Annotated in this window: 21 protein-coding genes; 10 read left to right on the top strand and 11 right to left on the bottom strand. The window is 71.2% G+C overall.

Going from position 1 to position 20,984, the window contains the following annotated elements:
* Window positions 1–73 precede the first annotated feature (73 nt).
* Window positions 74–631 carry a TetR/AcrR family transcriptional regulator gene (locus DFR69_RS27165; protein ID WP_110040480.1) on the top strand — a complete coding sequence of 186 codons (558 nt, stop codon included), beginning with the start codon at window positions 74–76 and terminating at the stop codon, window positions 629–631.
* Here the strand turns inward: DFR69_RS27165 and DFR69_RS27160 are convergent.
* The 4 genes from DFR69_RS27160 to DFR69_RS27145 are packed head-to-tail and all read right to left on the bottom strand — an operon-like array spanning window position 624 to window position 5,655.
* Entirely contained in the window at window positions 624–2,084 is a 1,461-nt protein-coding gene (locus DFR69_RS27160) for a GntP family permease (RefSeq protein WP_110040479.1), read from the bottom strand. The two genes, DFR69_RS27165 and DFR69_RS27160, sit on opposite strands and share 8 nt — an antisense overlap.
* A gap of 11 nt (window positions 2,085–2,095) precedes the next feature.
* Window positions 2,096–2,737, bottom strand: coding sequence for a bifunctional 4-hydroxy-2-oxoglutarate aldolase/2-dehydro-3-deoxy-phosphogluconate aldolase (locus tag DFR69_RS27155; RefSeq protein WP_110040478.1), 642 nt, complete (start codon window positions 2,735–2,737; stop codon window positions 2,096–2,098).
* The gene (locus tag DFR69_RS27150; protein WP_186817341.1) at window positions 2,734–4,347 is read right to left on the bottom strand and encodes an N-acyl-D-amino-acid deacylase family protein; all 1,614 of its coding nucleotides are present in this window, start codon (window positions 4,345–4,347) and stop codon (window positions 2,734–2,736) included. Before DFR69_RS27150 ends, DFR69_RS27155 begins: the two co-directional genes overlap by 4 nt.
* A gap of 9 nt (window positions 4,348–4,356) precedes the next feature.
* Window positions 4,357–5,655 carry a type III PLP-dependent enzyme domain-containing protein gene (locus tag DFR69_RS27145; RefSeq protein ID WP_110040556.1) on the bottom strand — a complete coding sequence of 433 codons (1,299 nt, stop codon included), beginning with the start codon at window positions 5,653–5,655 and terminating at the stop codon, window positions 4,357–4,359.
* A gap of 105 nt (window positions 5,656–5,760) precedes the next feature.
* Here DFR69_RS27145 and DFR69_RS27140 point away from each other — a divergent pair, with 105 nt between their 5' ends.
* From DFR69_RS27140 to DFR69_RS34635, 4 genes are all read left to right on the top strand, one after another.
* Window positions 5,761–6,804 (top strand): sugar kinase, encoded by a 1,044-nt coding sequence (locus tag DFR69_RS27140; RefSeq protein WP_244198482.1) that lies wholly within the window; start codon window positions 5,761–5,763, stop codon window positions 6,802–6,804.
* Entirely contained in the window at window positions 6,801–7,571 is a 771-nt protein-coding gene (locus DFR69_RS27135) for an IclR family transcriptional regulator (protein ID WP_110040475.1), read from the top strand. The genes DFR69_RS27140 and DFR69_RS27135 overlap by 4 nt, the downstream gene beginning before the upstream one ends.
* Before the next feature lie 5 nt (window positions 7,572–7,576).
* Window positions 7,577–7,984: a RidA family protein gene (locus DFR69_RS27130; RefSeq protein ID WP_110040474.1), complete on the top strand. Its 408-nt coding sequence runs from the start codon at window positions 7,577–7,579 to the stop codon at window positions 7,982–7,984.
* 101 nt (window positions 7,985–8,085) lie between these two features.
* Window positions 8,086–8,253: a hypothetical protein gene (locus DFR69_RS34635; RefSeq protein ID WP_167456415.1), complete on the top strand. Its 168-nt coding sequence runs from the start codon at window positions 8,086–8,088 to the stop codon at window positions 8,251–8,253.
* On the opposite strand, the gene ppc is transcribed toward DFR69_RS34635, so the two are convergent.
* Both ppc and DFR69_RS27120 read right to left on the bottom strand, forming a co-directional pair.
* A complete protein-coding gene (gene ppc / locus DFR69_RS27125; RefSeq protein ID WP_110040473.1) occupies window positions 8,254–11,025 on the bottom strand; it encodes a phosphoenolpyruvate carboxylase in 2,772 nt (923 codons plus the stop codon). It abuts the gene before it with no gap.
* 59 nt (window positions 11,026–11,084) lie between these two features.
* Window positions 11,085–11,642 (bottom strand): sugar O-acetyltransferase, encoded by a 558-nt coding sequence (locus DFR69_RS27120; protein WP_110040472.1) that lies wholly within the window; start codon window positions 11,640–11,642, stop codon window positions 11,085–11,087.
* A gap of 67 nt (window positions 11,643–11,709) precedes the next feature.
* Here DFR69_RS27120 and DFR69_RS27115 point away from each other — a divergent pair, with 67 nt between their 5' ends.
* The 5 genes from DFR69_RS27115 (at window position 11,710) to DFR69_RS27095 (ending at window position 15,755) form a co-directional block, all read left to right on the top strand.
* Complete coding sequence (locus DFR69_RS27115; protein WP_110040471.1) at window positions 11,710–12,348, top strand: TetR/AcrR family transcriptional regulator; 639 nt, start codon at window positions 11,710–11,712, stop codon at window positions 12,346–12,348.
* Between the two features lie 79 nt (window positions 12,349–12,427).
* Window positions 12,428–13,813, top strand: coding sequence for a lipase family protein (locus DFR69_RS27110; RefSeq protein WP_244198481.1), 1,386 nt, complete (start codon window positions 12,428–12,430; stop codon window positions 13,811–13,813).
* 252 nt (window positions 13,814–14,065) lie between these two features.
* On the top strand, window positions 14,066–14,491 hold the full coding sequence (locus DFR69_RS27105; RefSeq protein WP_146229434.1) for a hypothetical protein: 426 nt from the start codon (window positions 14,066–14,068) through the stop codon (window positions 14,489–14,491).
* Window positions 14,492–14,584: 93 nt separating this feature from the next.
* Window positions 14,585–15,211 carry a hypothetical protein gene (locus DFR69_RS27100; protein ID WP_110040469.1) on the top strand — a complete coding sequence of 209 codons (627 nt, stop codon included), beginning with the start codon at window positions 14,585–14,587 and terminating at the stop codon, window positions 15,209–15,211.
* A gap of 193 nt (window positions 15,212–15,404) precedes the next feature.
* Entirely contained in the window at window positions 15,405–15,755 is a 351-nt protein-coding gene (locus DFR69_RS27095; protein ID WP_110040468.1) for a hypothetical protein, read from the top strand.
* 15 nt (window positions 15,756–15,770) lie between these two features.
* Here DFR69_RS27095 and DFR69_RS27090 read toward each other — a convergent pair whose 3' ends face one another.
* From DFR69_RS27090 to DFR69_RS27070, 5 genes are all read right to left on the bottom strand, one after another.
* Window positions 15,771–16,337, bottom strand: coding sequence for a GTP-binding protein (locus DFR69_RS27090; RefSeq protein ID WP_110040467.1), 567 nt, complete (start codon window positions 16,335–16,337; stop codon window positions 15,771–15,773).
* Window positions 16,338–16,359: 22 nt separating this feature from the next.
* Window positions 16,360–16,797, bottom strand: coding sequence for a DUF742 domain-containing protein (locus tag DFR69_RS27085; protein ID WP_110040466.1), 438 nt, complete (start codon window positions 16,795–16,797; stop codon window positions 16,360–16,362).
* Window positions 16,794–17,222 (bottom strand): roadblock/LC7 domain-containing protein, encoded by a 429-nt coding sequence (locus DFR69_RS27080; RefSeq protein WP_110040465.1) that lies wholly within the window; start codon window positions 17,220–17,222, stop codon window positions 16,794–16,796. Before DFR69_RS27080 ends, DFR69_RS27085 begins: the two co-directional genes overlap by 4 nt.
* Complete coding sequence (locus DFR69_RS27075) at window positions 17,219–19,732, bottom strand: sensor histidine kinase (RefSeq protein ID WP_110040464.1); 2,514 nt, start codon at window positions 19,730–19,732, stop codon at window positions 17,219–17,221. Before DFR69_RS27075 ends, DFR69_RS27080 begins: the two co-directional genes overlap by 4 nt.
* 186 nt (window positions 19,733–19,918) lie before the next feature.
* Window positions 19,919–20,941 carry a hypothetical protein gene (locus tag DFR69_RS27070; protein WP_110040463.1) on the bottom strand — a complete coding sequence of 341 codons (1,023 nt, stop codon included), beginning with the start codon at window positions 20,939–20,941 and terminating at the stop codon, window positions 19,919–19,921.
* Window positions 20,942–20,984 lie beyond the last annotated feature (43 nt).

Raw genomic sequence — 20,984 nt, 5'->3', positions numbered from 1 at the left:
CCTCACGCTACTACTGCTGTAGTGCACTTTACTACTGATGTAGTGCGAGTCACTACGGGCGTAGTATCGCGGGGTGGCCAGCAAGCGTGAACAGATTCTCGACGCCGCGATCGAGCTCCTCGGGTCGCGTGGTGCGCGCGCCCTGACCCACCGCGCCGTCGACGAGACCGCCGCCGTCCCGGTCGGGTCGACGTCCAATTACTTCCGCACCAGGCAGGCCCTGCTGATCGGGATCGCCGAGCGCCTGGAGGACCGCGATCGCGGCGAGTGGGAGACCACCGGAGGGGCACTCGGCCCGCCGACCCTGGACCACCTCGTCGACGGGATGGTCGCGTTCGCCGAGCAGGCCACCGGCCCTGGCCGGGCCCGCACGCTGGCCCGATTGGCCCTGTTCGGCGAGGCCCAGACCATGCCCGCGCTGCTCGACGCGCTGCACCGCGCGCACCGGCGCCTGCGCGCGCAGGCGGTCGAGCTGGCCGCCCGGGTCGGATTCGGCGCCGCCGACACCGGCATCCTGGTGGACTACCTGGACGGTGTCATCGTGCACGGACTGAGCGGCGCGGAGACCGGAACCGATCCCCGCGCCGCCCTGCGCCGACTCGTCGACGCGCTGAGCGCCGACCTCAGCTGACGATCGCGAACAGCACCGCCGCGACCACGAAACTCACCACCGACAGCACGGTCTCGAGCACCGTCCAGGTCTGCAGGGTCTGCTTCACCGTCATGTTGAAGTACTTCGCGATGATCCAGAAGCCACCGTCGTTGACGTGGCTGAGGATGATCGAGCCCGCCGCGATGGCCATGGCGATCAGCGCGATCGACATCTGCGAGTAGCCCTCGCTCGCCACCAGCGGCGCGACGATGCCACCGGTGGTGACGATCGCGACCGTCGCCGAGCCCTGCGCGATCCGCAGACCACAGCTGATCAGGTAGGCCAGCACGATCACCGGCAGCCCGGCCGCGGACATGGTGTCGGCCAGCGCGGTGCCGATCCCGGTGGCGGAGATGACCTTGCCGAAGAAGGCGCCGGCGCCGACCACCAGCAGCACCATGCCGACCGGCTTGAGCGATTCGGCGGTGATCGTGCTCAGCTCCTGCACGGTGGACCCGCGCCGGATGCCGAGCAGGTAGAAGGCCACCAGCACCGTGATGAGCAGCGCCACCGCGGGGGTGCCGAAGAAGGTGAGCACCTGCAGCAGGGCCGAATCCTTGTCCAGCAGTTGATAACCGAAAGTGGCGCCGAGGATGAGTACCAGCGGAATGGCGATGATCGCGCCGATCAGCGCCACCGACGGCGGCGACTTGGTGACCACCGCGGTGCCGCCGCTGCCCTCGAGGTCGCCGGACTCGCCGTTCGCCCCGGACCCGCCCGCACCGTTCGGCTCGAGCGGCACGAACTCGGCGGGCACGTCGACCTGCACGCGCTTGCCGATCCAGGTGCCCCACACGATGCCCGCGGCGATGAAACCCGGGATGCCGCAGACGAATCCCATGATGATCAACCAACCCAGGCTCACGCCGAGCAGGCCGCCGAGCGCGACGGGACCGGGGTGCGGCGGCAGGAAGGCGTGCGTCATCGACAGGCCGGCCAGCATGGGCATGGCGTAGAGCACCAGCGACCGCCCGCCCCGCTTGGCCGCGACGTACACCAGCGGCGCGAGCACGAAGATGCCGATGTCGAAGAAGACGGGGATACCGAAGATGAGGCCGAGCAGGCCCATCGCGACCGGTGCGCCCTTCTCGCCGAAGGTCCGCAGCAGCCGGTCGGTGAGCACGTCGGCGCCGCCGGATCGCTCCAGGATCGCGCCGAGCACGGTACCGAGACCGATGATCACCGCGATGTGGCCGAGGATGCCGCCGAAGCCCGTTTCCAGCAGGGACTCACCGGCCTTCAGCGGGGTGCCGACGATCTGGGCCACCGGGAGCCCGGCGGCGAGGGCCAACAGCAGACCGGTCAGCAGGAGCGCGACGAACGGCTCGAGCTTGACCTTGATGATGGCGATGAGTAGCACGGCGATCGCGAGACCGCACAGCACCAGCAACCCGGGGGTGGTGGTGCGCAACCAGTCGACAGTGGCGCCCATGGGAGTACCTCTCAATCAAGCGAATGGACGAAGCGTTCGGCGTTGGCGCCGATCTGAGACCAACGCGAACTCGCGACGTCGGCGGGGGCCACCACGTCGGTGCCCGCGGAGACGGCGATCGCGCCCGCCCGCAGGAAGTCGCGGGCGTTCTTGGCATTGACGCCGCCGGAGGGGATCAGGTCGACGTGCGGGAAGGGGCCGCGCAGATCCTTCAGATACGCCGGACCGAAGGCGCGGGCCGGGAAGATCTTCACCACCGCGGCGCCCAGCTCGACCGCCGCCAGCACCTCCGACGGCGTGAAGGCACCCATGACGACCGGGATCCCGTGCGCGACAGCCACTTCGGCGACCTCGGGCCGCAGCGCGGGCGTCACCAGGAAGCGGGCGCCCACCTCGATCGCGGCCTCGGCCTGCGCGCGGGTGGTCACGGTACCCACCCCGACGACGGCCTCCCGCACGGTGGACGCCGTGCGTACCGCCTCGAGCACGCCGAGCGTGGTGAAGGTGAGCTCGACGGCGCGGATGCCCGCTCCGGCGAGGGTGCGGGCGAGCCCGGCCGGGTCGGGGATCTCGGGCGCGCGGACCACGGTGAGGGCGCGGTCGGCCCGGATCACCTCGATGGCCTCGGACGACGAGCTGAGCAGCGGGTTCATCGGGTCTCCTCTCGCGTGGCGTCCATCCGCAGGGCGCGGCCGGCGCGCACGCCGGTCGCGGTGCCGTCGGCCAGCGCGAACGCACCGTTGACCAGCACGTGCTGGATGCCACGCGCCTGTTGGCGTGGGTCTTCGAAGGTCGCCGTGTCGTGGATCGTCGCCGGATCGAACACGACGAGGTCGGCGGCGTAGCCGGGACGGATCAGGCCGCGATCGGCCAGGCGCAGCCGGGCGGCGGGCCGGCCGGTCAGGTGGTGCACGCAGTCCTCGAGCTCGAGGACGCCGAGTTCGCGGACATAGCGCGACAGGTAGCGCGGGAAGGTGCCCCAGGCGCGCGGATGCGGCCGCGCGCCGACCAGCAGGCCGTCGCTGCCGCCCATGTGACCGGGGTCGACCATGATGGCGCGCACGTTCTCCTCGTGGCCGACGTGCTGCAGGATCGTCGTCGCGAGCTGATCGCGGCGCAGCAGGTCGAAGAACACCGCGACCGGTTCGCGGTCCTCCTCGGCCGCGATCCCTGCGACGGTACGCCCGACGTAGCCCGACAGTTCGTCCTGGGCGACGCCGCTGATCTGGATGGTCTCCCATTCGACGGTGACACCGTGGCAGCCGTCGGACCCGTTGACGTTCACGTCCGCGACGATCCTGGCGCGTTCGGCCGGATCGTCGAGCCGGGCCAGCGCGGCGTCGGGTCCACCCGACATCGCCCAGCTCGGCAGCAACGCCGACAGCGTCGTCGAACCGGGCAGGTAGGGGTAGGTGTCGAGGGTGATGTCGGCGCCCTCGGCCCGCGCCGCGGCGACCATGGCGAGGAATTCCGGTGCGCGCCCGCGGTTCACGCCGAAGTTCATGGTGGCGTGGGTCAGGTGCAGGGCGCAGCCGGTCGACTTCGCCAGCCCGATCATCTCCGCGTAGGCCTCGAGCGCGCCGGCGCCGTAGGAGCGGGTGTGCGGGGCGTAGAAGCCGCCGTAGGTCGCCACCACCGAGCACAGCGCGGCGAGTTCGCCGGTATCGGCGTACATCCCAGGGGTGTAGGTGAGCCCGCTCGACATGCCGACCGCGCCCTCGTCGAGGCCCTGGGCCAGCACCGCGCACATCCGGTCGATCTCGGCGGTGCTGGCCGGACGCTGCTCGCTGCCGACGACGAGCAGCCGCAGCGTGCCCTGCGGGACGAGGTAGGCGGCGTTCGGGGTGATGCCCCGGTCGAGCCGGTCCAGGTACTCACCGACGGTGCGCCAGGAGAAGTCGAGATCGGTGGGGTTGCCGTTCCAGCCCGCGATCTGCTTGCGCACCACCGCGAGCGCGGCGTCGTCGATCGGCGCGTAGGACAGGCCGTCCTGGCCGATCACCTCGGTGGTCACGCCCTGGGTGATCTTGGGCGTGTGCTCGGGGTGGGTGAGCAGGTGGAGGTCGGAGTGCGCGTGCATGTCGATGAATCCCGGCGCCAGGACCGAACCCGGCCGGGTCGCCACGACGCCGGCGTCGGCGGTGATCGTGCCCGGGGCCGCGACCTCGGCGATCCGGCCGTCGCGCACGAGCACGTCGCCGCGGCGGCGCGGGGCGCCGGTGCCGTCGACGATGTCGATGTCGCGGAAGAGAGTGTCCGTCATGGTCATCCGTCAGAAGTAGGTGCGGATCAGGTCGACCACGCGGGGATTCGCGGCCGCGGCGCTGTCGATCACCGGGATGCGCCGCCACTTGTCGAAGGCGGTGCACGGGTGCGAGAGGCCGAGCCGGACGATGCTGCCGACCGGCAGCTCGGCGGCGTCCGCGCCGGGCAGCCGCAGGAAGGTGTGCTGATCGTTGAGCGCGGTCACCTCGGCGCCCGCGGGCAGCGTGCCGCCGACCACCAGCTGCGGCACCGGCAGCCCCTCGTCGAACGGGAAGTCGCGCTTGCCGCCGTCGAGCAGGGCGAGTTCGGGTTCGGGGCGCGACACGACGCGGGCCCAGCCGTGCATGGCGGCGCGCAGACCCGGGTTCACCGCCGGGGCGGCCAGCGGCGAGATCCCGGCGTAGAAGCCGTCGTCGTGGATGAAGTAGGCGCCGCTGCGCAGCACGACGGTGGTGGTGTCGTCGGCCAGCCGGGCGAGTTCGCCGACCACGAGTTCGGGGTAGGCGCTGCCGCCCGCGGTGACCACCGCCGGACCCCGGTACGCCCCGGCGGTCACGAGGTCGGTGTGCAGGGCGGCGAGTTCGCCGAGGTAGCCGCGCACGGCGGCGATCCCGGCGGCGCTGCGGTCGTGCGCCAGCGCCCCTTCGTAGCCGGCGACACCGGCGAGAACGAGGCGTTCACTGTGCCCGATGGCGGCCGCGACCTCGTGGGCCTGCGCGCGGGTGCGCGCCCCGGTGCGCCCGTGCGCGCCGCCGAGTTCGACGAGCACCCGTACGGGCGGGGCGGCGGGGGCGTCGCGCAGGATCTTGTCCATCAGTTCCACGGTGGCCACGCTGTCGGCCCAGCAGAAGAACTCGAACCCGGCGTCGCGCGCGGATTCGGCGGCGACCCAGGACAATCCGATCGGATCGACGAGCGCATTGGCCAGCATGATCCGGCCGACGCCGAAGGACCGCGCGAGCTGAGCCTGCCAACCGGTGGCGAGGGTGATCGCCCACGCGCCCGCGGTGAGCTGTTCGCGCCACAGCTGCGGCGCCATCGTCGTCTTGCCGTGCGGGGCCAGCGCGACGCCCGCCGCGGCCGTCCACTCCGCCATCAGCGCGAGATTGGCGTCGAGCCGCTCCCGGTCGAGGGTGAGCAGCGGGGTCTGCCATCGCGCGAGTTCCGGTGCGCCGGAGAGGTACTCGCGCACCGTGCGCCCCCAGGCCGCGGGCGGCGCGCTCTTGTCCCCTGGCCCGAGCGACTCCTCGGCCAGCGCGTCCACGACGGCGTTGTCGATAGTCACAGCTTCCCTTCCGTGGTTCATGTCGAGCGTGCATTGCATAATGCGCAACGCCGGTTGCATGAAATGTTTCTGCTCGTTATTGTGCATCTCGAGGGCAGTGATGGCAAGCACGAAAGGGCGGAAAAGGTGACACAGGCAACAGCGACGCCGCCGCGGGCGGTCACCGTCGGCGAGGGGCTCGCCGTGCTCGTCGCCCGTTCCGGCCCCCTGGAACAGTCCGCGGTGTTCGACCGCGGGGCCGGTGGGGCCGAGGCGAATGTGGCCCTGGTGCTCGCCCAGCTCGGCGTCTCGACAGCGTGGGTGTCGCGCGTCGGCGACGACGGCTTCGGCCGCTACCTGGTGGCCCAGCTCGCCGCCGGCGGGGTCGACGTCGGCGCCGTCACCGTCGATCCGGACCACCCGACCGGGCTCTACGTCAAGGAGCGCGGCAGCGGCTCGGGCGCACCCCACGACCTGCCCGCCCACGCCAGTCGCATGCACTACTACCGGGCCGGGTCGGCGGGTAGCGCGCTCTCCCCCGCCGATCTGGCGCCCAGGATCGCGGCGGGTCTGCTCGATCGCGCCGATCTGGTGCACTTCACCGGAATCACCCCGGCGCTGTCGGCCTCGGCGAACGAACTCACCCGCACCCTGATCGCCCTGCCCCGGCGCGGCCGCCTCGTCAGCTTCGACCTCAATTACCGTCCGGCCCTGTGGGGTTCGCGCGTCGACGCGGCCGCCGACGAACTCGCCGCCCATGTCCGCGGCGCGGACGTGGCCCTGCTCGGCGCCGACGAGGCCGCCGAGATCTTCGGCACCGGCGACCCGGCCGCGCTGCGGGCGCTGTTCCCCGAACCGGCCCAGCTGATCATCAAGAACGACAAGCACACCGTGCTCGCCTTCGACGGCGACACGGCGGTGGAAGTGCCCGCGCTGGCGCTCGAGATCACCGAACGCATCGGCGCCGGCGACGCGTTCGCCGGCGGCTACCTCGCCGCCCTGCTGCACGGCGTCGACCCGCGCACCCGGCTGCGCTACGGCCATCTCTGCGCCGCCGCCGCGCTCACCGCCACCGGCGACGCCGCGAAACTGCCACCGGCGCAAGAGATCCGGCGGCTCGCCGCACTGACCGACCGGGAGTGGGCCGGGCTGCGCTACCCCGACGCACTGGATGGGACCATCGGGCCATGAGTCAAAGCGTGTCGCGCGCCCTGTCCATTCTCATCGCCCTCGGCGAGGATTCGCAGTCCCTCGACGAACTGGCGGCGCGACTGGGCGTGCACAAGTCGACGGTGCTGCGACTGCTGCAGACCATGCAGGCCGACCGGTTCGTCGTCCGCGATGCCGCACACCGGTATTCGCTGGGCACCCGGATGTTCGAATTGGCCAGTCGCGCACTGGAGAATCGCGATGTGCGCACCGTCGCCCGCCCGCATCTGAGCGCGCTCGGCGCCGCCACCGGGCAGACGGTGCACCTGGCCGCCTACGAATCCGGCGACGCGGTCTACATCGACAAGGTCGACGCCGAGCAGTCGGTGCGGATGTACTCCCGGATCGGCCGCCCCGCGCCGTTGCACTGCACGGCCGTCGGCAAGGTCCTCGTCGCCGCGCTGCCACGCTCGGAATGGCCCGCGGTGGCCGCGCGCCTGGACTTCCACCCGTTCACGACGAAGACCCTGCGCACCCCGGAGCAGTACCTGGCGGAGCTGGACCGCGTAGCGGCGCAAGGCTTCGCCGAGGACCACGAGGAGCACGAGAGCTTCGTCAACTGCATCGGCGTGCCCGTGCGCGACGGCATCGGCGCCGTGGTCGCCGCCGTGTCGGTGTCGGTGCCCGACGTCCTGCTCGACCACGACCAGGTGCTGGCGCTGCTGCCCCAGGTGCGGGCGACCGCCGACGCCATCTCCACCGAACTCGGCTGGACACCCCGCCGAGACCCCACCCCGAGGAAAGGCTGAACCCCATGTCCGACAAGATCGCCGTGCGCACCGCCGAGGCCCCCGCGCCCGCCCACACCTTCTCCCAGGGCGTGCGCAAGGGCCCGTTCGTGCAGGTCTCGGGCCAGGGCCCGGTCGACCCGAAGACCAACGAGTACCTGTACCCCGGCGATGTCGCCGCCCAGACGACGCGCACGCTGGAGAACGTGCGCGCGATCGTCGAGGCGTCCGGCGCCACCTTCGACGACGTGGTGATGCTGCGGGTCTACCTCACCAAGAGGGAGGACTTCGCGATCATGAACGAGGCGTATGGTGAATTCGTCACCGCGCACACCACGAGCGGCGTCCTGCCGTCGCGCACCACGGTCTTCACGGGCCTGCCCCGCGAGGAGATGCTGGTGGAGATCGACGCGATCGCGGTCGTCACGGACTGAGCCATTCCGCGATGTCGAGGACAGCGGCCGCCGACCCGTGTTGTGATGGGGCGGCCCTCGTCCCGGGGGCCGTTCGACCCGTTCTACCCGAGGATCAGCCTATGTTCGCCAAGACCGCCCGGCCGCTCGCCGTCGCCGCCCTCGCCCTGTCCGTCACCGCCGTCGGCGCCGGTACCGCCTCGGCCGCCACGGCAGCACCCGTCGTCGGCTCGGTGTCCATCTGCACCGGGATTCCGGTGGGCCCGATCACCATCAGCGTCTGCCTCTAGCTAGCCCGAGTTGCGCAGCGCGGTGGCCAGGCCGTTCATGGTGAGCAGGATGCCCCGCTTCACCAGTTCGGAATCGTCACCGCCGCGCAGCCTGCGCAGCAGGTCCACCTGGAGCTGATTGAGCGGCTCCAGGTACGGGAACCTGTTGTGGATCGACTCCGCCAGCGACGGGTTGTCGCTGAGCAGTTCCGCGTGCCCGGTGACCGCCTCGTACATGCGGATGGTGCGGGCGTGTTCGTCGCGGATCATGCCGAAGATCTGGGCGCGCAGCGTCTCGTCGGTGACCAGGTCCGCGTAGCGGGCGGCGATGTCGAGGTCGCTCTTGGCCATCACCTGCGCCAGATTCGACAGCACCGTGCGGAAGAACGGCCAGCGCCGGTACAGCTCGGTCAGCCGGGCCAGGCGGCCCGCGTCCCCGCCCACCCAGTCCTCGAGCGCCGTCCCGGTGCCGTACCAGCCGGGCAGCATGACCCGTGCCTGGCTCCAGGCCATCACCCACGGGATCGCGCGCAGGTCGGAGACCGAATTGGTGGGCTTACGCGAAGCGGGACGGCTACCGATGTTCAGGTCACCGACTTCGGCGACCGGGGTGGACTGCCGGAAGTATTCGACGAAGCCGGGCGTCTCGTGCACCAGGCGCGCGTAGGCGGTACGGGCGCGCGCGGCCAGCTCGTCGAGCAGCGCGTAGGCCGGTTCGGCGTCCTCGCCCAGGCCCTCCACGTCGAGCAGGGTCGATTCCAGGGTGCCCGCGATCAGTGACTCCAGATTGCGGTGCGCCGCGCCCTGTTCGGAGTACTTCGCGGCGATCACCTCGCCCTGCTCGGTGAGCCGCAGCGAGCCGCGCACCGCGCCGGCGGGCTGGGCCAGGATGGCGTCGTAACTGCGACCGCCACCGCGGCCGACGGTGCCGCCGCGCCCGTGGAACAGCCGCAGCCGGATCCCCGACTTGCGCGCCACCTCGACCAGGTCCAGTTCCGCCCGGTACAGCGCCCAGTTCGCGGCGAGGTAGCCGCCGTCCTTGTTGGAATCGGAGTAGCCGAGCATCACCTCCTGGCGCATACCCGCCGCCGCGACCAGCTCGCGGTACACCGGCACCTCGAGCACCGCGGCCAAGGTGTCGGCGCCGGCGCTGAGGTCCTCGATGGTCTCGAACAGCGGCACGATGCCGACGGGGCTGCGCGGAGTGGCCGCGAGCGATCCGGGGTCGAGGATGCCCGCCTCCTTCAGCAGCAGCGCGGCCTCGAGCATGTCACTGACCGAGGTGCACATGCTGATGATGTAGTTCGGCACCGCGGCGGCGCCGAAGGTGTCGATCACGTCCTTCGCGGCGCGCAGCACGCCCAGTTCCTTGGTGGCGAGTTCGCTGAGCCGCGCGTTCGGGCCGAGCAGCGGTCGGCGCGTGCGCAATTCGTTCGCCAGCAGCTCCACCCGCGCGGCCTCGGACAGGCTCGCGTAGTCGGCGTGCGCGCCCGACCAGGCCAGCAGTTCGGCGACGACCTGTTCGTGCACCTCGGAGTTCTGCCGCAGGTCCAGGCCCTGCAAGTGGAAGCCGAAGGTCTCCACGGCGTGGCGCAGATCGGCAAGGCGGTCGTCGGCGAGCAGGGCGTCCCCGCTCGCGCGCAGCGAGGCGTCGATCGCGTCGAGATCGTCGAGGACGTCCTGCGGGGTGGCGTAGGGCGCGGCGTCGGTGGCGAGGCCGTGTTCGGGCAGCTCGTCGAGGGCGCCGGCGGCCGTAGCGCTGAGCCGGGCCCGGATCGCGTGCAGCGCACGGCGATACGGTTCGTCGGCGAAGACCGCCGGGTCGGGATAGCCGGCCTCCGCCAGCGCGGCGACCTCGGGACTCACGCGCACCAGCCGCGCCGATTGCGACAGCGACTTCTCCAGCTCCACCAGCTCGTCCAGGTACCGGCCGAACGCGTAGGCGGCGGCCTGTTCGGCGGCGGTGTGCACGACCTCGGCGGTGACGAAGGGGTTGCCGTCACGATCGCCGCCGATCCAGGAACCGGGGCGCAGGATCGGCCGCGGCAGCAGTTCCACCTCGGGCCAGCGCGCCCGCAGCGCCGCGCGCACCTGAGCGTTGATCGCCGGGATGACGTCGTAGAGGGTCAGGTCGTAATAGCGCAGACCGACCGAGATCTCGTCCTGGATCCGCAGCCGCGCCAGCCGGATCAGCGCGGTCCGCCACAGCGTGAGCACCTCGCGGCGGATCCGCAGCTCGGTGTCGGCCAGGCCGGGATCGCCCGGTTCGAGCCTGCGCCGCAGCCGCATCAGCTCGGTGATCTTGGCCTGCACGTCGAAGACGGTGCGGCGGCGGGTCTCGGTGGGGTGCGCGGTGATCACCGGCGAGACGAGCGCGTCGGTGAGCTGTTCGGCCACCGTCGCGCCGTCGAGCGCGGCCGCGTCGAGCTTGGCGTAGGTGGCGGCCAGCGAGGAGTCCTGCGGGGGTTCGCCCGCGGCGACGTGCGCGGCGCGGCGGCGGTCACGCTGGATGTCCTCGGCCAGGTTGGCCAGCAGCACGAAGTAGCTGAAGGCCCGGATCAGCGGGATCGCGACCTCGGTGGGCGTGCCGTCGAGCATGTCGGCGACGGCGCTGCGCTCGACCTCCTCGCGGCGCACCCGGAACGCCTCGGTGCGCACCCGCTCGATCAGGTCGAAGACCTCGGGGCCCTCGTGGTCGCGGATGGTGTCGCCCAGGATGCCGCCGAGGAACCGGATGTCCTCCCGCAGCGGCCGGGTCGCTTCCTGCTCCTGCACCGTTCGCGATTCGCCCATGGAAGAACAGTATGGCCGTGCGCCGCCGAACGCGACCCGGCGACGCGCGCCGGTGGTGGCTACAGTTCCCGGATCACCCGCGCGGGGTTGCCGGCGGCGAACACCCGATCCGGCAGGTCACGAGTGACCACGCTGCCCGCGCCGACCACCACGTCGTCACCGAGGGTGACTCCGGGGCACACGATGACGCCGCCGCCGAACCAGGCGTTGTTCCCGATCCGGATCGGCGCCGCGGATTCCCAACGCTGCCTGCGCTTCTCGTGATCGTCCATGGGATGCAACGCGGTGAGCAGCTGACAGCGCGGACCGATCGAGCAGTCGTCGCCGATCACGATCGGCGCGCAGTCGAGCAGGATCGCGTCGTAGTTGAGGAAGCTGTTCGTCCCGATCTCGACGAGATAGCCGTAGTCGCACTGGAAGCGCGGCATGATCCACGACCCCTCCCCCAGCTTGCCCAGCAGCTCACCGAGCACCTCGGTCCGCCGCGCGGTCTCCTCCGGACCGGTCCGGTTGAACTCGTCGCACAACCGCTGGGCCCGCACCCGCTCGGCCACCAACTCCGGATCGCTGTCACGGTACAACTCGCCCGCCAGCATCCGCCGCTTCTGTTCGCCCATGCGGCCAGGGTAGGCGCGGTGACGGGCGCGCGGCCCCGCCGTCGCGGTGGTCAGTAGGCTCGGGGGAGTGAAATCGGCGCGGACTCGACACAACTACAGCGGCACCTCGGTCGCCGAACGGCAGGTCGAGCGGCGGGCGCTGTTCATCGAGGCCGGATTGACGGTGTTCGCGGAGAAGTCCTACGCCAACAGTTCGCTGACCGATGTGTGCGCGGCGGCGGGGTTGTCGCGACGGCAGTTCTACGAACAGTTCGCCGGCCGCGAGGAACTGCTGGTCGCGGTGTACGACACGGTGCAGGGCAAGGCCAGGGACGCGGTCGTGGCGGCGCTGGCGGCCGCGGACAGCACGGAGGTGAGCACGCTCATCGACGCGGCGGTGCGGGCCTACACGACCTCGATCACCGAGGACATCCGGTGCGCCAAGGTCGCTTTCGTGGAGATCGTCGGCGTGAGCCCGGCGATCGAAGAGCACCGGGCCCGGATCAGGGACCAGTGGGGTGAGGTGGTGGCCGGCATCGCGAGCGGCCGCTCGGACACGCGCACCCCGCCGGGCGGCTGGCGGGTGGCGATGGCGGCCTTCATCGGCGCGGTGAACGGCGCGGTCCACCAGTGGAGCCACGACGACCCGCGACCACCCGTCGAGGAGCTGGTCGACGTCTTCACCACCCTGCTCAACGCGCTGACCTCGGTCCCTCCCCCGCGCTGATTGCGATCCACGCCACACCCGTGCCATAGTAGCCGTCATTGAGACGAAGGCGTCTCAATGAATGTGAGGACTGTGCACGATGAGATCTCCCCTGGTTCCGCGCTGGTTCGCCCTGGCCACGACCGTGCTCGCGGCGGCCACCGTGGTGGCGGCCGGTCCGGTCGTGGCCGAGCCCGCCGCGATAGCGCCCGCACCGGTGATTCCGCTGCCGCCCGAGCTCGATCCGGGCTTCTACCTGCCGCCCGCCGACGTGGTGGCGGCGACCGAACCCGGCGCGATCATCGCGGCCAGACAGGTCACCGTCGCCGATTTCGGCGTGCTGCCGATCGCCGTCGACGCCTGGCAGGTGTCCTACCGCTCGAACAACAGCCGTGACGAGGCGATCCCCGCCGTCGCCACGCTGATCAAGCCGCGCGGACAGGCGGTCTCACCCCGCAAGCTGCTCTCGGTACAGCTCGCCGAGGACTCGACCGCCGGCTATTGCGCGCCGTCCTATGCGCTGCAACATCTTTCGGTCGCGCCGATCGCCGGACAGGTCGTGGTGCCCGCCGAGTTCCTGTTCGCGCAGGCCGCACTGGCCCAGGGCTGGGCCGTCGTCGTGCCCGATCATCAGGGCCCGAACTCGGCGTACGCCGCCGGACCGCTGGCCGGGCGGATCACCCTCGACGGCATCCGTGCCGCGACCGGGTTCGCGCCGCTCGAGGTGGGCGAGGGTGGGCCGGTCGGCCTCTACGGCTACTCCGGCGGGTCGATCGCGACCGGCCACGCCGCCGAGCTGCACGCGACCTACGCGCCCGAGCTGAACATCGTGGGCGCGGCCGAGGGCGGGGTGGGCGCCGATCTGGGCGCAGCGCTCAGCATGGCCAACAATCAGCTCACCTCGGGTCTGGTCTTCGCCGCCGTCCTCGGACTCACCCGGGAGTACCCCGATTTCGCCGCCTACCTCGATCAGCGGCTCGACCCGCTGGGCAAGGGCCTGAGCGCGATCAAGTCGCCGCTGTGCGTGCAGTACCAGTCCGCGCTGCTGCCGTTCCTCAATCTCACCGGGATGATCGGCTCCGACGGCAATCCGCTCGACGATCCGCCGGTCGCGGCCATGCTCGACGACACCCGCATGGGCAAGACCGTGCCCGACATGCCGCTGTTCGTCTGGCATTCGGCGTGGGACGAGATCCTCCCGCTGGCCGCCACCGACACCCTCGTCGACACCTACTGCCGCGACCCGGACACCTCCCTCACCTACACCCGCGACCACGCCAGCGAGCACATCGTCGCCGAGGTCGTCGGTGGCCCCGCCGCCCTGCTGTGGCTGCGCGACCGCCTCGACGGCATCCCCGCCCCACGCGGCTGCACCACCTCCGACGCGGGCACCATGGCCGCCACCCCCGGCGCCCTCGCCTTCCTCGGCGACACCCTGGCCGCCAAGTTCGCCACCCTCTTCGGCGTTCCCCTCGGCAGCCGCTGACACCCTGCCGGGGCCGCCCGGCGGTCCCGATAGGGTGATCGGGTGAATCATCCAGGGGGACCAGCACATCCGCACGGGCCGACGCCGTACCCGAGGGGCGGGCAGCCGCCGCTCCCAGGGCCGGCCCCTCGGCCGCCGCACCACCAGGGGCCCGTCGCGGGGTATCCGCCGCACTACCAGGTGCCGGTCGGGCCGGGCTACCCGCGGCCGCCCCAGCCACCGAAGCGCAACAGGGGACTGATCATCGCCGCGGTGATCGGCGCTGTCGTCCTGGGCGCCTCGGCAGTCGGCGCCGTCGTGTACCGCGGCGTCACCGACCCGCACGGCCGCAGCGAGATGGACGATCTCACGGCGGGCCGCTGTGTCGACAAGCCGTCGTCCACCGGCACGGTGTACTCGCTGCCGACGCGATCCTGCGACAAGCCGCACGACGGCGAGGTCGTCTACGTCGGCCACCTCACGGCGTGGGAGAACGAGACCGCCGCCCGCGAGGCGGGCAAGACCCTCTGCGTCACCCACGCGACCCCGATCATCGAGGCGAGCACGGCGAACGCGGTCGTCGAACTGATGTCCTACGCCCCGGCCGACGAGGCCTCCTACCGCAAGTCCACCACCGTCCAGTGCGTCGCCTGGGCGACCGGCGGAACGAAACTGACCGAGTCGCTCACCGGGAAGTGACACCGCGAACCCGTGTCGGCGATACACATTGACGTTTGATGGTGATCTGTTACATACTCGCGCGGTTCGACGAGATGAGCAGGAGGCCACCCGGTGACCGACAATGCCAGGGCCGCACTGGAGTTGCTCCGCGATGCCGATCAGTTCAAGTGGTACGTCATTCCACTCCTGCTGCTCGTCATCTACGTCTACGCGGTCGAGGTCGAGCGGCGGAACTGGAACGTGCTGTTCGCCGGGCTCGCGCTGTGGGGCATGGACTGGTTCAACGAGATCTGGAACGCGCTGGTCTTCCATGTCACCGAGCGGGCGCCGGTGTGGGCGGCGAGCGGACCGACGGCGTATCAGATCCTGATCGGGCTGAACATCGAGATCTGCTTCATGTTCGCGATCATGGGCATCGCGGCGGCGAAGATGCTGCCGCCCGAGGAGACCCGGATCTTCGGGCTGCCGAACCGACCGGTGCTGATCGCGGCGAACTCGGCGGCGGCGGTGGGCGTCGAGGTGCTGCTGAACAAGGCGGGCGTGCTCACCTGGGACTGGTCGTGGTGGCAGCCGGGATTCCCGTTCCTGATCTGGATCGTCGGGTACGTCCCGTTCTTCACCGCCTGCTTCCTGGTGCACGACCTGCCGACCGTGCGCGCCAAGGCGTTGACCGTCGGCGCGATCTTCGGCGTCGACGCCGTCGCCCTCATCGGTTTCGGCGCGGCGGGCTGGCTGTGAGGCGCGGGCTTCCTTACGTTGGACCACGCGCTCAGCGCGCCGAAGGACTGGGTACTGGCGCAAGACACTCACCGACCCGGCGTGGTCGTTCGTCGCCACCGATCAGCCGCTGGCCGGTGCGCCACTGGAGAATTCGCCGGTCGATCGTTCCGCGGACACCCTCGGCCCGGTCTCCCCGTACGACTATCGCGGTGTGTCGGATCACGGGTGGACCGCGCGGATCCAGTCCTTCGACCCGGCCGTCTCCCCCACCCCGCTGCGCGTCGACTTCGCGGACGGCACCGGGGTCGACCTCGTGCTGCACACCGTGGACGGACTGCGGCAGACGCCCCAGCAGCCGGGTATCACCGCCCAACCGCGCGCCTTCGACGGCACCGTCGAGATACCGCGACAGACACTCGCCGAGCTGGACTCCCAGCCCACCACGGTCCGCGACTTCCTCCGAAACATCCTGGGCGGCAGGCAGTTCACCGACACCCCGATCACTGTCACCGCGGAGAACTTCCACCTCGCGCACTGGGGGCTGACGCTGCCTCGGCACTGACGCGGCGTCCCGCGCTCAGCTGACCTCGCGGTGGCGGGGCCGGGCGCGGTGCAGGAGGACCTGCTCGAGCAGGGCCACCAGGGTGTCGCGGACGGAGTCGCGGTCGCGGGCGTCGCAGTCGAGGACCGGGATCCAGTCGTCGAGGCCGAGGGCCTCGCGGACCTCGGCCAGGTCGAAGTGGGTGGCGCCGTCGAAGCGGTTGACCACCACCACGAACGGGGTGTCGTGGTCCTCGAAGTAGTCCAGGACCGGGTAGCAGTCCTCGACGCGGCCGGTGTCGACGATGATGACGGCGCCCAGCGCGCCGTCGACCAGGTCGTCCCACAGGAACACGAAGCGATCCTGGCCGGGCGTGCCGAACAGATAGAGGATCAGCTCGGAGTCCAGGGTGATGCGGCCGAAGTCCAGGGCCACGGTGGTCGCCGTCTTGTCGGCGCGGTGGCCCGCGTCGTCGACGCCGAGCGACATCTCGGTCATCGACGCCTCGGTGACCAGTGGTTCGATCTCGGAGATCGCGCCGATGAACGTGGTCTTCCCGACGCCGAAGCCGCCGCTGACGACGACCTTCACCGACGACGGCATGACCGGAGTGGGCGGACGGAATTCAGAGTGCCCGAACAAGATCCCTGATCCTCTCGATGGCGGCGGTCGACAGATCCGGCGCGTCACGCACGCCCACCCGGCCCGCTGCGGCCAGGTCACCGACGATCACCTTCGCGATGCCGACCGGAACCCGCAGGGCGGCACCGATTTCGGCGATGGAGTGCGGTCGTTGACACAGGCGCACCACGGTGTGCTCCTCGAAGCGCAACGGTGCCGACAGCGCCGACGGCGGCGCCTGCACCAGGGTTTCCAGCCGCAGGCCGTCCAGCACGGGGACGGTGCGGCCCGCGGTGACCACGAACGGGCGCACGAATCGGTCGTCCGTCTCGGGGTCGGCGGAACGCGCCGGGGTCGGCGCCGCCTGGTCGCGCCAGCCTGCGGTCGCGCGGACCGGGATCATGCGCGGATCGGGCACCCGGGGCCGGTCTGGATCTCTCATCTGCGCAACGACTCCCGCAGCTCGCCGATGAGCATCGGGTCGAGCAGCGCACCGGCACGCTCGGCCAGCACCGCCATCTCGTACCCGACCAGGCCGACATCGCAGCCGCCGTCGGCGATGACGCCGAGGCAGCTGCCGTCCCCCAGCGCCGAGACCAGCAGGAAACCGCGCCGCATCTCGATCATGATCAGTTTCAGGCCGTCGAATTCGTAACTGCGCGAGGCGCTGCGGGCCAGGCTGGCCAGTCCCGACACCATCGCGGCCAGGCGGTCGGCGCCGGCGCGGTCGAGTCCGTCGGACATGGCGATGAGCAGCCCGTCGGAGGAGACCGCGACCGTGTCGCGCACGCCGTGGGTCTCGCGGACGAAGTTGCCGAGCAGCCAGTTGAAGGTGTGCGGGTCGGCGGTCGGAAGGTGGGTGGTCATCGAAGCTCCTCGGTTCGGGGCCGGTGCTCGCCACGGGCCTCGCCCGCGCGGTCGTGGCCGGTACGGAACGCGGTCAACAGGCCGCGGGTCTGCTCGGGGGTGCGTTCCACGACGGGCGGGCGGTTCAGCTCGGACGCGGAACGCGAATGCGAGGTCTCGGGGGTCTTCACCCGTTTGCCCCGCTTCACCAGTCCGTTGCGGGTGCGCTCGACGGTGGCCGCCGCACGTGGGCCCACGTGCCGGACGACGCCGTCCCCCGGATCGGCCGACTCCCGCACCTGCGGCTCCCGGCGGGAAGGCGTTGCGCCACTGACGAACTGCGCGTACGGCGAGTCGCCCTGCGCGGCGGCGGGCATCGGGCCGGAGCGCACGGTCGCCCGCGCATCGGTGTCGCTCGGACCGGGGCCGGCGAGCCCGTTCGTCGCAGGAGGCGTCGCGTCCACCGCTGACCCGTTCACACGAGACGGTGCAGCTGAATCCGCACGCCCCGAAACCACCGCGCCGTTGAGCTCCCGCTGCGCGCCGACACCGGACCTGCGCGAGCTGCCTGCGTCGGTTCCACCATCGGAGATGATCCGTTCGCCTCCGGATTCCACGGGGCGCGAAACGTTCTCCTCGGCCAGGACACTCGGTGGCAGCAGCAACCGGGCGACGATGCCGCTGACCGGGCTCGTGGTGAGTTCCACGTCGATGCCGAGCCGACCGGCGAGGCGGCCGACGACGTAGTGCCCGAGGTAGCGGGTCGAGGCGACGATGAAGTCCTGCTCGCCGCGCAGCCGCGCGTTGGCCTCGGCGAGTTGCTCGGCGCCCATGCCGACGCCGTGGTCGACGACCGCGAGCAGGTATCCGCCCGCGACCTTGCGACCGTAGATCTCCACCTCGAGGTCGGGCGGGGAGAACGCGAGCCCGTTCTCGATGAGTTCGGCCAGCGCGTGGGCGAGTTCGCTCACCACGGCGCCGGCGATCGCGACGTCGTCGACGCGGCGCAACGCCACCCGCCGGTAGTCGTCGACCTCCGAGAGCCCCGCCCGGATCACATCGGTGAGCGCGATCGGCTCGGCCCAGCGCCGCGGACTCGCCTCGCCGACGAGCACGAGCAGGCTCTCGGCATTGCGGCGCATGCGGGTGGCCAGGTGGTCGAGTTCGAACAGATTCGACAGGGCCTTGGGGTCCATCTCCTCGCGCTCGAACTCGCTGATCAGACTCAGCTGCCTGCGTACCAGGTTCTGGTTGCGGCGGGCCAAATTGGCCAGCGACTCGGTGGTGTTGCGCCGCACCAGCGCCTGTTCGGAGGCGAGGTCGAAGGCGGTGGTCTGCACCCGGTCCAGCGCACGGGCGACCGCGTCGATCTCGACGCCGGCGCCGGCCGGGGTGCGCACGGGCGCCGGGGCGGGCGGGGCGGTGTCGGCGTCGCGCCAGGCGGCGATCGCGGTGGGCAGCCGGCGCGAGGCCACGTCGTCGGCTTCGCCCGCCAGCCCGGCCAGCGGGCGCACGATGGCCCGGACGCTGGCGATCACGAGCACCACCTCGGCGGCGACGGCGAGCAGCGCGGCCAGGGCGAACGCGGCGAGCGTGAGCAGGGCGGCGCGGCGCAGGTCGTCGGCGCGGGCGCGGATGTCGGCGCCGACGGCCTGCTGCACCGTGCGCTGCTCGTCGATCACCTCCGTCATCTGCGACCACCAGGTCGCCGGATCGACCGGGTGGGTGAGCGGCCCGGCCATCGAGGCGATCGCGATGTTCTCCGCCCTGGCCGCCAGCGCGGCGCTCGCCCCGGTGCGCACCGCGTCGATCCGATCGCGCTGCGCGGCGGTCGCGTCCCGGTCGAACTGGGCGAACGCGGCGGCGCGGGCGGCCCGGATGTCGAGGAACTGCAGATACTCCCCCTCGGCGAACGCACCCGCCGCGAACACTCCGTTGAGGAACCCGCGTTCGCGCGCGGTGAACTCCTTGGCGTCGCCGAGCGCGTAGAGCGCCTGCAGGCCGTGCCGGATCGCGGGGTCGCGGGCCTGGTCGAGACCGAGCGCCGCCCGGTTCACCGCGTCGACGCTGTCGGAGTAGAACTGGAACGCCGCCTGCCGGGTGATCGTGCGGGTGTCGATCCGGGCGCGCAGCCCCGGCAATCCCGCGAGCTGGCTCAGCGCCGCGTCCAGCGCGGTCGCGCCCGGGGGCCTCGTCGCGACAGCCTCGGCCAGGACCCGCAGCGCCGCATCGGTTTCGGCGCGCTGATCGGTCACCGGCTGCCCGAGCCGCTCGTCGCCGCCGAGCAGACCGTTGCTCAGGCCGCGTTCCCGCTGCGCCTGATGCACCAGGTCCTGGGCCAGCAGCGCCAGGGCCACCGCGTCGACGGTCTCGCCGCTGCGCCGATACGCCGACGCCTGGGTGGCCATGGTGAGCCCGAGCAGCACGAGCACCAGCACCAGCGACACCGCCAGGATCCGGCCCAGCTGACCGGCGATGGTGCGCGGCCGGATCAGGCCGCCCGCGGCCCGCCGTCGGGAAAGTGAAGGCACCCACCTGCTCCTCGGAAGACACCGCGGGTGGTCATCCAGCGGCTCGGCGACAGTCAGGTGTCAACTTGCCCGCGCCCACCGCGGCGGTCAATCCGGGGCGGGGCCGGTGCGGGATTCGTGCACTGATCTCAACACGCCGGAAACGAACGGCGCCTTCTGTATCCGAAACCTCACAGCGGCCGCGCGTCACTCCCCGCCGAGAATCCCGAGCACCTGCTCGGAGTAGAAGAACGGTTCCAGGCGCTCCCGGATCAGCGCGGCGAGCACGCCGTTGCGCTTGGCCGACTCGATGACGGCGGGACCGTAGCGCAGGATCTCGGTGCTGATGTCCTCGGCGCTCAGGCCCAGTTCGGGCAGCATGGCGGTAAGCGTGTGGCCGCGGTAGCGCTCGTAGAACACCTCGACGCATTCGCGCACGAGCATGCCGAAGTATTCCTTCTCCCTGGTCGTCACCGCGATCTCGTAGCAGATCTGGACCAGTTCGTTGAGGTCCTTCTGGGTGAGGTACTCGCGCAGCCCGGCCACGGGCTCGTCGGCGTGCAGGTCCCAGAACTCCATGGCGGCCGAGTGCACCGGCGCGTCGCGCAGCATGTCGCGGATGGCGTTGTTGGTGCGCTTGAGCGCGAACAGCGCACCCTTGCCCGCCAGATCGCCGACGAAGGTGCTGTCGGCGACCTTCTTGGCGCGGTTGGCGGCGGACTGGCCCAGCGACATCAACGAGGAAACGCCCGGGATCTTCTCGGCGCGTTCGCGATTGGCCTGCATGAAGTCGCCGATCAGCTTGTCGACGAAGCGGGCGGCGACGGTGGCCACGAGCGGGCTCTCGGTGAGCCGGTCCAGGATCCGCTCCTGGGCCTGGTGCATCCCGAAGATCTTCTCCAGCAGCGCTTCCACCGGCTCCCGGTCGACGACGTCGCCGAGGGTGTACTCGGTGTTGGCGGCGATGTGGTCGTAGATGGCGTCGGCGAAGACGCCGACGGTGTCGGCGATGACGGGGCTGCCACCGATCCGGTCGAACACCGTCGCCACCGTCTGCTCGCCCTGCTCCAGGCTCACGACGTCACCGAAGACGATGGTCTCGCCCACGCCCAGCACGGCGGCCACGTCGCGGGCGATCACCTCGGCGAACCGGTCGCCGGTCACCTCGGCGAGCAGGAAGTCCACCTGCGCGTCGAGCAGTCGGTCGGCGATCTGGCGCGCCTGTGTCATCTGGGTCCACCCATCACGGTCGTTGCTCGGACGGGAGGCCGGG

Origin of the sequence: Nocardia neocaledoniensis (assembly GCF_003182135.1) — a bacterium.
Lineage (GTDB): Bacteria > Actinomycetota > Actinomycetes > Mycobacteriales > Mycobacteriaceae > Nocardia > Nocardia neocaledoniensis.
Note: the sequence above shows the minus strand (reverse complement) of the source record. Positions and strands in the feature narration are given on the sequence as shown.